Here is a 12,225-nt window from a genome sequence, read left to right as displayed (position 1 = left end):
CCTCTTTTTTATCTCTTTTCATCAAACATTTTTATCTCCATCCAGGAAAGAAATCAACTTTTTCTCCTACAAATTGAATTGCTAAACATTGATATATTTTCATATCAAATCTGTCCTTTAGTTTTTTATCCGACTTGGCTCAATGACATTGGTGTCTCATTATAAGCTATCTTCTCGTCTAGACGAAAACTGACTTCAAACTTTTTAACTTAGATAATTATGAAACTCGTATACTTTATTCTGCTAGCATTCACTTTCTTCAGCTGTAATATTATTGGGGGAGAAAGTTCATATCAGAAAAATCCTCAAGGACTTCCAGGAACTTGGGAAGCGGTTGAACACACTTACAGTTATGGCGGACCGCCGATTACTGAAGAAATAGAAAATGGACATAGACATAGCATTTCCTTTAAAAATGATGGCAGCTTTTCTGCAACAGAGGCTTTCACCTGCAATTCTGGCTCCTATACTTTAACTGCCGATGAACTTACCTTCACCTATGCCTGTGAAGATCTCGGTGAAAATCAAATTAATCCTTTTACCTATACCGTAATTTTTGAAAAAGATTATATGATCTTAAACCCCAAGACTAGTGTATGTATTGAAGGTTGTTCGGTGAAGTATAAAAAACTCGAAGATTAGTTGCTTTCGATCATGTGGAAAATTTGAGGTCTGAGACATAGTACCTGGTATCAAATAGCCAGCTATCAGATTAAAGCAAAAGTCAATTGAATAGCTACATAAAGAAAAATTATGGAATGTGATACTACGGGCTGTGCCCTGATATGTTAAAAATTAAGACTGGGCTTCAAGTGGTATTGCACTGATTATACTAACGCATAAAACAAAGCAATAAAAGTCTAATTAGAAGCTAGTCCAGAGAAGTGAGGAACATTGCCTATTTCTTGTATAAACTATCCAAAATTCATAGCAAATATCAATTGCCCATAGAACTACTCCTTGATTCATTATTTTCCTTACCGATAATCTACTTATTGCCAGATTTTGTACCTAAATAAGTGAAAAATAAAAACCTCTGGGACAACGCCCCAGAGGTTTTAACACTTAAAAAACCACCAACCTTTAAATAAATCTACATAAACTATTTTTTGCGAATAGCTATATTGATCTTATCTGCCAATAAATACATGACAGGTACTATTACTAACGTTAAAAAGGTAGCAAAGGTTAACCCAAATATTACAGTCCATGCCATCGGACCCCAAAAATCTGCATTATCCCCTCCTACATAAAACTGCGGATCAAATGACGACAGCAATGAGAAGAAGTTAATGTTCATCCCAATAGCCATTGGAATCAAGCCCAGAATGGTCGTAATGGCAGTTAATAACACTGGCCTCAAACGGGTTTTACCACCTTCTACAATACTGCCTACTACCTCAGAATACGGTAAATGTTCATCTTCACTTAGCTGTAATTCTGCTCTTTTTCTTTTCCTAACCAAATTGGTATAGTCAATCAACACAATAGCATTGTTCACCACTACCCCAGCCAGAGAAATAATCCCAATACCGGTCATGATCACTACGAAATCCATATTGAAAATGGAAAGTCCCAAGAATACCCCAATGGTACTCAATAAAACAGAACACATAATAATAAATGGCGTCATCAAGGAGTTAAACTGTGCTACAATGATCAAGAATATCGCGGCTACAGCAATGATCATGGCATTCATCAAAAAGGCCATTGATTTTGCCTGCTCTTCCTGCTCACCTGTAAACTTAATATCTATATCATCTGGTAATTCATAATCTGCTAACAAAGTCCTGATGCTTTCATTGATTTCGTTAGCGTTATAGCCTTCTTCCACATTGGAATAAATGGTAATCACTTTATCCAAATCCTTACGCTTCACAGAACCATAGGTAGAACTATATTCCAAATTGGCCACTGAGGTAATTGGAATTTGTTTCTTATTACCGAACTTATCCATAAAGTAGATTTTCTTATTGATCAAGGCATCAACGTCATAGCGGAACTCATCTGACAACCTTAATTCAATTGGATAATCATCCTCACCTTCTTTGTATTTAGAAACCTCCAGGCCAAACAAGGCTGTACGCAATTCATTGGCAATGGTATAGGTAGACAGACCAAATCTTCTGGCCTTGTCCCTATCAATATTTACGATCAACTCTGGCTTGCCTGTTTCCAAATCCATTTTAAGTTCCTCAATACCACGGATACCCGATGCATTGATAAAACCTCTAATTTTTTCCACCTCACTTACAAGACTTTCATAGTTCTCTCCACTTACCTCAATATTAATAGGCTTACCTACAGGAGGCCCGTTTTGTTCTTTATCTACGGTAATCTGAACACCTGGATATTTTGCCATGGCTTCACGGAGATCCTGCATAATGTCTGAGGTGTTTTTACCATTTCTATATTGGTATTCCACAAAACTCACTGTCAGCATCGCCTTATGAGGCGTCACGCCCATGCTTGGTCCTTCTGAAGGATCACTGGTACCTTCACCCACCTGAGCAATAAAGGCCTCAACTATATCCTTATGTGGTTCAATCAATTCTAAGATCTCACTCTCCACTTTCTTACTAAAACTATTGGTAGCCTCTATATCTGTTCCTATTGGATACTCAATGAAGATATTGACATAATTTGGATCACTGCTTGGGAAAAACTCTACTTTCGGAGCCCTTACCGCTAACAAGACCAAAGAGAAAACCAAAACACCAAACATCCCAAAAAAGAACAAATATGGTTTTTTACCGCCCAAGGCATATTTCAAAGTTGCTTCATAAAGCTCTTCCAACTTCACCAAGAAAACTACCTGGAACCACCTGATGGCATTTTTCATAAACAAGGCATTCATCAAAGTGATAATGGTTGCCAATACCATAACATTGGCCACTATATAAACCCCTGTCAAATAGCATATCACGGCAATGGTCATTAACGCTCCCGCAATGGCAAAAGATTTCTTCTTCGGCTTGATCCTCTCCAAATCTTGAATTTTCATGAACATAGATGTCACCACTGGATTGATCACCAAGCCCACAAATAATGAAGACGACAATACAATGATCAATGTAATCGGCAAGTATTTCATAAACTCACCCATGATTCCTTGCCAGAAGGCCAATGGAACGAAGGCTGCCACAGTGGTTGCAGTTGAAGTAATAATTGGCCAAGCCACTTCTCCAACCCCTTCTTTGGCTGCCACAATAGGCGATTTTCCTTCCTGCATCAACCTGTATATATTCTCCACTACCACAATACCATTATCAACCAACATACCCAAAGCAAGGATCATGGAGAACAATACCATCATGTTTAGGGTTACACCAAAAGCATTCAAGATCATAAAGGATATGAACATGGAAAGCGGTATGGCGATCCCCACAAAGAGTGCATTCCTAAAGCCTAGGAAAAACATCAAAACCACTACTACCAGGATCACACCTGAAATAATACTGTTTTCCAAGTTGGAAACCATACTTCTGGTCACCTTGGATTGGTCATTGGTAATGCTGACTTTCAGGTCTGAAGGGAAGCGATTGGCCTTTGCCTTTTCTATAATTTCCTTGATTTTATCACTGGCATCCAAAAGGTTTTCCCCTCCCCTCTTCACCACATTAATGGTTACTACCGGAAGCTTTGAAGCCCTTGCATAACTTTCTCTCTCCTTATAAGTGTCACGAACACTTGCGACATCTTTAAGATAAACAATATTGCCCCCTTCACTTTTTACAATGATATTGTTCAGCTCCGAAGGATCAGCAAATTCCCCTGTGATCCTTAGGGCTCTTCTAAAATCTCCACTCAGAATATTACCACCTGAAATAGTTACGTTTTCAGAAGATATGGCATCAGAAATATCACTGAAGCTGACCTTCATGGCCTCCATTTTATAGAGGTCCGCATCTACCCTGATTTCACGATCAATCGTTCCCGTCAAATCTGCCTTAGAAATCTCCGGCAAACCTTCTATTTCATCTTCCAGGTACTCACCATAATTTTTAAGCTCCTCTTGGGAATAATTCCCAGAAAGGTTTACAAACATGATAGGCATCTCCGAAAAGTCCATCTCAAAAATATTCGGATCTTGATCCAAATCTGTTGGAAGTTCACTCTTGGACTTATCCACCGCATCCTTTACATCTTGCAGGGCCCGCGAAATATCTACATTCGGATTGAATTCAATAATAATGGTCGAATAATCCTGAATCGATGTGGAATTGATCTTCTTGACATCCTTTAGGGACTTTAATTCCTTTTCTATGGGCCTTGTGATCAAGTTTTCCATATCCACAGGTGAGTTCCCTGGATAGCTGGTCCCCACGTACACAGTAGGGATAACAATCTCAGGAAAACTTTCCTTAGGCATAGTATTATAGGCATTCAAGCCCATAAAAGTAATGATCAGGGCTAGGATGATCACACTGGTCTTATTGTCCACCGAGCTGGAGGACAAACCAAATTCCCTGACAACTTTCTTTTTATTTCCTTGTTGATCTGACATAATTATTCTTCAACAATTTCTAATTTAGAACCTATTGATACTTCTCTGAAGCCTTTGTCCACCAAAGCCTCGCCTCCTGAAAGTCCGTCAATGACCTCAGTCTTCCTACCGAAGGATTTACCTTTATCTATATACTTTTTGTCAGCCTCTCCCTGATTCACCACATAAACATATTCTCCCTTGTTATCACGTTGAATAAGATTGGTAGGAACAGTTACAGCAGACTTCCTCTCATAATCCTTGATTTTAAGCACAGCCACCATGTTTGGCTTCACATGGTCTGCTTTTGGAAGATTTACTTCTACCTTAAAAGTTCTGTTATTCGGGTTGATGATCGCTCCAATAGCGGTCACCTTACTGGCGTACCCCCTATCTAAAGAAGGAAAATAAACCTCTACTGAATCACCTTTATCCAAAACGCCTACATAGGCTTCTGAAATTTCACCTTCAATATACAGATCGCTTTCACCAACAAAGTTGATCATAGGCATTCCGGGCTGAACCAATTCTCCCAAACGAACCATCAAGGACTCTACTGTTCCGGTATATGGTGCCGTCACAGTTGCTTTGCTTTTCTGCGTCTTAAGGGAAGTTAGGTTTTTCTCCAAGGTTTCCTTCCTGTTTTTGCTTTCCAGGTATTGTACTTCAGTACCTATTTCCTTATCCCAAAGACGCTTTTGTTTTTCATATAAAATAGTTGCCAGCTCCAATTGCTTTTCCAGCTCAGCTATACTGTTTTCGATAGATTCATCATCTACCGTCATTAATACATCACCTTTCTTAACTCTCATGCCTTCGGTTACCGGAATTTCCTGGATTCTTCCAGAAACCTCAGCACTGATGTTCACATTTTTCTTGGAAAGAACAGATCCTGTAACCTCTACAAAATGTTCAAAATCTTCGTTTTGAGAACTGGTAGTCGTTACCAAAATAGATTTCCTATTACTTTTTGCAAATGCAGTATCTTCCTCTGCTATTTCCAGCTCAAGATTCTTTATCTTCCCCTTTAGGTCTTGATATGCGGTCTTTAATTCAGCAAGTTGTGCTTTCTTTGCTGCAAGATCCATTTCCTGTTCCCCACAGGAAAAAGCAAGTAATGTCATTGCTGACAATAATAATTTGGAAAAGGTCTTCATATCTTTATTTAGGTAATAGTATTTTTTCATCTTAAAATTCCTAATGCTTTTTCTAAATCAACTTTTGCAATCAGTGCATCATAAAGCGCACTATAATAATTGGTTTCCGCTTCTTTCAAATCGGAATCAGCTTGTACCACTTCTAAATTGGATCCGACACCTTCGGAATATTTTATCTTGGTGATATTATAAACCTCAAGGGCCAGTTCCATATTCTCTCTTTGTACTTCAAGAGTTTTCAGATTATTTCGAAGCGTAGTTCTTGCCTGAAAACGCTCCACTTCAATATTATCCTCCAACATCACCATTTGATTTTCTATTTGCTCTAGCTGGATCCTGTTTTGCTGGATCCTTTTGCTTTTGGCCAATCCATCGAAAATTGGCACGTTCAAACTAAAGCCCAGAAATGCACCTGTATACCAATTGTTGCTGTCCCAAACAGTATTAAAGTGCTGGCCAGCTCCATTCCTCTGATAAGTTAAATTGGCATTGAGGGTTGGCAGATACTGAACCGTATTGTTCTTTAAGTCCAGCTGTGTCAATTCCCAGTTGGTCCGTAGCTGATCAACTTCTACCCTTCTGTAACCATTATTATTCAAAAGTCCTTGAATCTCCTGAGGACGATTAAGTTCCTGAAGGGTTTCAGAAATCACCACCTCTGTATCCAGAGGCAATCCCATTTGAATCTTCAGCAACTGCTTACTGATTTCTGTAGAAGCATTGATCTTATCCAGCTGGGTCTCTATATTGTTCAGCTGAACTTGGATTCTGGTTACATCGAGTTTTTCCGCGAAGCCCTCTTCATAAAGCGCCTTGGTATCCCTCAGCAAAGTATCTATCCTTGCTTTATTGGCTTCTACCAAAGTCTTTCTCTCTTTGTTTACAAGAACAGTGAAGTAGGCCTTTTTCACCGATTCTATTACATCATTCTCTGTCTTCTCTTTATCATATTCACTCAGTTCCCTAACAGTTCTAGCAGCCTTTAAGCCTACAAAATAAGATCCATCAAAAATCATCTGGTCGACCCTCAATGCAATCCCACTTTGATAATTTACACCAAATTGAACTGGTACTACATCTGCAGGATTATCTGGATCCTCAAATGGACCTTCATTGGGTAAAAACATCACAGGAATCGAAATGTTTTTGGTAAAATCCATCGAGCCATTTATCTGAGGAAATCCTTCTGCAATCCTCTCACCTACTGAAGCCTTTGCCGCATAAGTTCCTAAAAGTGCATTCTTAGAATTTGCATTATTCTCCAAGGCATACTGGATGCTTTCATCCAAGGAGAACTCCAGGACTTCTTGTGCAAAAGTTTTCCCTGTTAGAAACAAGGTCATTATTGCTCCCAAAAGGGATATGCTGATTTTATTACTCATGAGTTAATCCTGATTATTTATTTTATAGAATAATTCCCGTCCTTTATCGGTAAGTATACCATGGATAAAATGGTCCATTACCGCCATTTGTACATCTAAAATATTATATTCCGAAGGAGAAAATCTGCTAGGATCAAAAATGCCGGAAATCTGATCCATCCTAATCATTGCTAGTATATCTGCATTGATTTCACTCCTGAAATACCCTCTTTCTTTACCATTGTTAATCACTTCCGTGATGGTTCTAACAGCACAGTTATTCTTAAAATCCTGAAACAGCCTCCAGGACTCTGGATAATACCGCTGTACTTCACCAAAAACCAATGGATTAATTTTGGAAAACCTTGTTCTGATATATTTGGATACAAGGACAAAATGCTCGATTGGACAACTTGCCTCTTTATGAAGGTCCTCGAAAAAAGCCTTATCCCTATCCATACTTCTCTTAAAAGACTCATAAACCAAGCGTCCTTTATCATCAAACTCTTGATATATAGTCTTCTTTGATACGCCTGCTGCTCGGGCAATATCATCCATGGTCACATACCTTACCCCTAAATGGATAAACTGTTCATTCGCTACATCAATTATTTTATCTCTAGTCTCCAAGTCAAACTGGCTTTTTTATTAATTCCATGCAAAACTCTGGAAACTTTAAGAAAGATCAAAGTTTCCAGAGTTTTAATTTTGAAGGCAAGAACTTTCTTAACAAAAACCTTACTTCACTCATTAAACACTGACTTTCAACTACATAAGAAAAAAACTAGATCTCAAAGTGTATTATTACCGAACAAAACCTGTTCAAAATCGAGCAAGGAATTCTGAAATTCACTAATAATCTCAGATCAATACATCACTTTCTACCAAATGACATGGCAAAATTAAAAAACCCAAGCTCCAAACTATAATTATTCGATGTTATTTTTTTGATATTATCCATTCGCTTAATTATAAATTGAGTTATTTCAACATAACTAAAACCCCAAAAATTAATCCTATTATATGTATATCCGCAATTGCACCAGTAAATGTTAAAAAGGAATCGAAACGATCCTTTTGATGAAAGTATCAATTACTTCAGTCTTCCGACCACTTGAGCAAAGGATTTATGGTTACTGGCATCATAACGGATAATCAGATCCTATTATTTACCGACCTAAAGCCTCACACTTTAACGAGTGTTTTTTTAAGAAACTGCCAAATTGTTATTATTAATACATTCAAAAAGAGCCCCATTAAATCAATTTATAATTGTGTTTTATACGAGCAGCTAAATTCCAAACAGCTAATTATTTCCTTGGTAATAAAAAAACTGTTCCCAAATAAAATTTAATTTATTCTTTTCGAGCATTTGTGTACCTTTGCTCCTTAATTTATGGTCATCCAATAAACACGGACATGATTCTCTTTTTCCAATCCCCTCAAAAGAATACCATTTACGCTTTAGAAGCCAACCAACCTGTTGCTCCTACTGACCTTGAAAAGCTCTCCTGGCTATTTGGAGAAGCTCAACAGCTAAGTCAGGAAAAGGTGGAAGGCAAATATGCGGGCCCTCGAAAAGAAATGATTACCCCTTGGTCTACCAATGCAGTAGAAATTGCTACCAATATGGGTATTCAGGGCATTATCAGAATTGAAGAATTCACACTTCAAGGTGAGAACAGCAGCATTGACCCAATGCTACAAGCCAGTTATGATGGCCTTGATCAGCACATCTTCACCATCGACCTTCAACCTCAGAAAGTAATATCCATTACTGATATTAAATCTTATAATGAAAAGGAAGGTCTTGCCCTTAGTGAGGAGGAAATCGAATACTTAGAAGGAGTAAGCAAAAGCTTAAACCGACCTTTAACAGACAGTGAGGTATTTGGTTTCAGCCAAGTAAACTCAGAACACTGTAGACATAAAATCTTCAACGGTACTTTTATTATTGATGGAAAAGAAAAAGAAAATACGCTTTTCCAATTGATCAAAAAAACCTCCGTTAAGCATCCTAATAAAATCGTTTCGGCTTATAAGGACAATGTGGCTTTTGTCAAAGGGCCTAAAGCGCAGCAGTTCGCTCCAAAGTCTCAGGACAAGGCGGATTTCTTCCAGCCCGAAACCATTGACACTGTACTTTCACTAAAAGCTGAAACCCATAATTTCCCTACCACTGTAGAGCCTTTCAATGGCGCAGCCACTGGTTCTGGTGGAGAAATCAGGGATAGGCTGGCAGGTGGAACGGCCTCCATTCCATTGGCAGGAACGGCCGTGTATATGACCTCTTATTCAAGGAGTGAAGCTGGAAGAAGCTGGGAAAAAGACCTAAAAGAGAGAAATTGGTTGTACCAAACACCAATGGATATCCTGATAAAAGCTTCAAATGGAGCCAGTGATTTCGGTAATAAGTTTGGCCAACCATTGATCTCTGGTAGTGTACTGACCTTTGAACATGAAGAAGCCGACAAGCAATATGGCTTTGACAAAGTGATCATGTTGGCAGGTGGTATTGGATTTACCAGAGAGAATTACAGCCTTAAAAACACCCCAGTAAAAGGTGACAAAGTAGTCATCATGGGGGGGGACAACTACCGTATCGGAATGGGTGGTAGCGCAGTTTCTTCAGTAAACACCGGAGAGTTCAGTAATTCCATCGAATTGAATGCGATCCAGCGTTCTAACCCAGAAATGCAAAAAAGAGTAGCCAATGTCATCCGTGCCATGGCAGAAAATGACCATAATCCTATTATTTCCATACATGATCATGGAGCAGGTGGTCACCTTAACTGTCTATCTGAATTGGTAGAAGAAACTGGAGGAACCATTAATATAGACAAATTACCAGTCGGTGATCCTACCCTATCTGCCAAGGAAATTATTGGAAATGAATCCCAGGAAAGAATGGGATTGGTGATTGGGGAAAAGGATGTAGATACCTTACAGAAAATCTCAGAACGTGAACGTGCCCCATTCTATGTAGTTGGCGAGACTACTGGAGACATGCACTTCAAGTTTGAAAATATGAAAACCGGTGAGAAGCCAGTTGACTGGAACCTTTCCCATATGTTTGGAAGTTCTCCAAAAACTATTCTTACCGATAAGAAAAGTGTCAGCAATTTCTCTGAGCCTGTATATCAAAATGCTGAGCTTGGAAAATACATTAAAGAAGTACTTCAATTGGAAGCTGTCGCTTGTAAAGACTGGTTGACGAATAAAGTAGACAGATCTGTAACCGGACGAGTAGCTACACAGCAAACCACTGGAGAAATCCAGGTTCCATTGAACAACGTGGCTGTAATGGCCATGGACTATACAGGAACCAAAGGTATCGCCACTTCTATTGGGCATGCTCCTGTAGCGGCTTTGGCCAATCCTGAAGCCGGTTCAAAATTAGCTATTGCTGAGGCATTGACCAATTTGATCTGGGCGCCAATTGAAGATGGATTGAGCGGTGTTTCCTTAAGTGCCAACTGGATGTGGCCTGCCAAAAATGAAGGAGAGAACGATCGTCTTTATAGAGCAGTAGAAGCAGTAAGTGATTTTGCCATCGACTTGGGCATTAACATCCCAACTGGTAAAGATTCACTTTCCATGACCCAGAAATATCCTGATGGAAAGACGGTATATTCTCCAGGTACTGTAATCATCTCCAGTGTTGGAGAATGTTCTGATATCCGTAAAACGGTTACCCCAGATTTAAAGCCTGTAGAGGGCAGTAAATTGATCTACATTGACTTCTCCAAAGACAGCGCTCAACTAGGCGGTAGTAGCTTTGCTCAGGTAGTTAATAAAGTGGGCAATACTCCTCCTACTGTAAAAGACAGTGCCTATTTTGCCAAAGCCTTTGCAGCTATTCAGCAATTGATCGAAAAAGGTGATATCCTTGCAGGACATGATATTTCTTCAGGTGGTTTGATTACCGTGCTATTGGAAATGGCCTTCCCTACTACAAAATGCGGATTGAAAGTTCAGCCAGAGCAATTGGAAGAAAAAGACTTGATAAAAGCACTATTCAGTGAAAATCCTGGTGTTGTCCTTCAGGTGAAAGACCATGCTAAGGTATCACAGCAATTGGAAGCGGCAGGAATCAGCTTTAAAAATATTGCCACTGTTACCCTTGATGGCAAAGTAGAGCTAGAAGGTATTGACCTAATCTTGGATGTTGCTGAACACAGAGACACCTGGTTCAAATCTTCATTCCTATTAGATCAAAAACAAAGTGGGGTCAAATTAGCCAAAGACCGCTTTGACAATTATAAAAACCAAGCACTTTCCTTCTCTTTTGCTAAAGATTGGGAAGGCTCATTTGACGCCTTTAAGCTTAATCCATACAGAAAAGGATACTCAGGCATTAAGGCTGCCATTATCCGTGAAAAAGGGGTAAATGGAGACCGTGAAATGGCTTACTCTTTATGGCTAGCAGGGTTTGATGTCAAAGATGTTCATATGACAGATTTGATCTCAGGCAGAGAAAACCTTGAAGATGTCAATATGATCGTTTTTGTGGGTGGATTCTCTAACTCTGATGTTCTTGGTTCAGCAAAAGGCTGGGCTGGAGCATTCCTTTATAATGAAAAGGCCAAGACTGCATTGGACAATTTCTATGCACGTCCTGACACCCTAAGCTTAGGAGTTTGTAATGGTTGCCAGCTGATGGTAGAATTGGGATTGATCAATCGCCAGCATGATGTAAAACCTAAAATGCTCCACAATGAAAGCCATAAATTCGAGTCTTCTTTTGTGAATGTAGACATACCTGAAAACAATACCGTAATGTTCGGTTCCCTTGCAGGACAAAGATTAGGTGTATGGGTAGCCCATGGAGAAGGTAAGTTCTCATTACCTAAGGAAAAAGAAGCTTATAATATTGGTATGACTTATAGCTATGAAGCCTATCCAGGAAATCCAAATGGTTCTGACTATGCAGTAGCAGGCTTGGCTTCTCAAGACGGAAGGCATTTAGCCATCATGCCACATATTGAGCGTGCCCTGTTCCCTTGGAACTGGCCAAATTATCCTGCCAACAGAAAAGCTGAAGAAATCAGCCCATGGGTTGAGGCATTTGTCAATGCCAAAAACTGGGTTGCCTCACATCAATAAGCTAAAAGACCCTGTAAGTCCCTTGTAAAGTTTTTCTACTGAAATCAAGGGACTTACAAAAAAGTCTTTAAAAAAGTTTTAAAGGGGGTTTGCATTAAAGAAAAAAGCCCCTACA

General features: G+C 39.2%; 6 protein-coding genes. 2 read left to right on the top strand and 4 right to left on the bottom strand.

All coding sequences use genetic code 11. The features are described from left to right. Positions 1-219 precede the first annotated feature (219 nt). On the top strand, positions 220-642 hold the full coding sequence (locus KMW37_RS11245) for an META domain-containing protein (protein ID WP_215224718.1): 423 nt from the start codon (positions 220-222) through the stop codon (positions 640-642). A 460-nt stretch (positions 643-1,102) separates the two neighbouring features. Here KMW37_RS11245 and KMW37_RS11240 read toward each other — a convergent pair whose 3' ends face one another. Genes KMW37_RS11240 through KMW37_RS11225 form a run of 4 tightly spaced genes read right to left on the bottom strand, consistent with a single transcriptional unit; the run spans position 1,103 to position 7,634 of the window. After that, on the bottom strand, positions 1,103-4,507 hold the full coding sequence (locus KMW37_RS11240) for an efflux RND transporter permease subunit (RefSeq protein WP_215224717.1): 3,405 nt from the start codon (positions 4,505-4,507) through the stop codon (positions 1,103-1,105). A 2-nt stretch (positions 4,508-4,509) separates the two neighbouring features. After that, the gene (locus KMW37_RS11235) at positions 4,510-5,673 is read right to left on the bottom strand and encodes an efflux RND transporter periplasmic adaptor subunit (RefSeq protein WP_246581448.1); all 1,164 of its coding nucleotides are present in this window, start codon (positions 5,671-5,673) and stop codon (positions 4,510-4,512) included. Beyond that, positions 5,670-7,025, bottom strand: coding sequence for a TolC family protein (locus KMW37_RS11230; protein ID WP_215224716.1), 1,356 nt, complete (start codon positions 7,023-7,025; stop codon positions 5,670-5,672). The genes KMW37_RS11235 and KMW37_RS11230 overlap by 4 nt, the downstream gene beginning before the upstream one ends. Before the next feature lie 3 nt (positions 7,026-7,028). Beyond that, positions 7,029-7,634, bottom strand: a complete 606-nt coding sequence (locus tag KMW37_RS11225) for a TetR/AcrR family transcriptional regulator (RefSeq protein ID WP_215224715.1) — start codon at positions 7,632-7,634, stop codon at positions 7,029-7,031. A 789-nt stretch (positions 7,635-8,423) separates the two neighbouring features. On the opposite strand from KMW37_RS11225, the gene purL reads away from it, so the two are divergent. Then, positions 8,424-12,110 carry a phosphoribosylformylglycinamidine synthase gene (purL, locus tag KMW37_RS11220; protein ID WP_215224714.1) on the top strand — a complete coding sequence of 1,229 codons (3,687 nt, stop codon included), beginning with the start codon at positions 8,424-8,426 and terminating at the stop codon, positions 12,108-12,110. The last annotated feature ends 115 nt before the right edge of the window (positions 12,111-12,225 follow it).

The organism is Echinicola shivajiensis, from assembly GCF_018642165.1.
Classification (GTDB): Bacteria; Bacteroidota; Bacteroidia; order Cytophagales; family Cyclobacteriaceae; genus Echinicola; species Echinicola shivajiensis.
The sequence above is the reverse complement of the archived record's forward strand: the minus strand, read 5'-3'. Positions and strand labels throughout refer to the sequence as shown.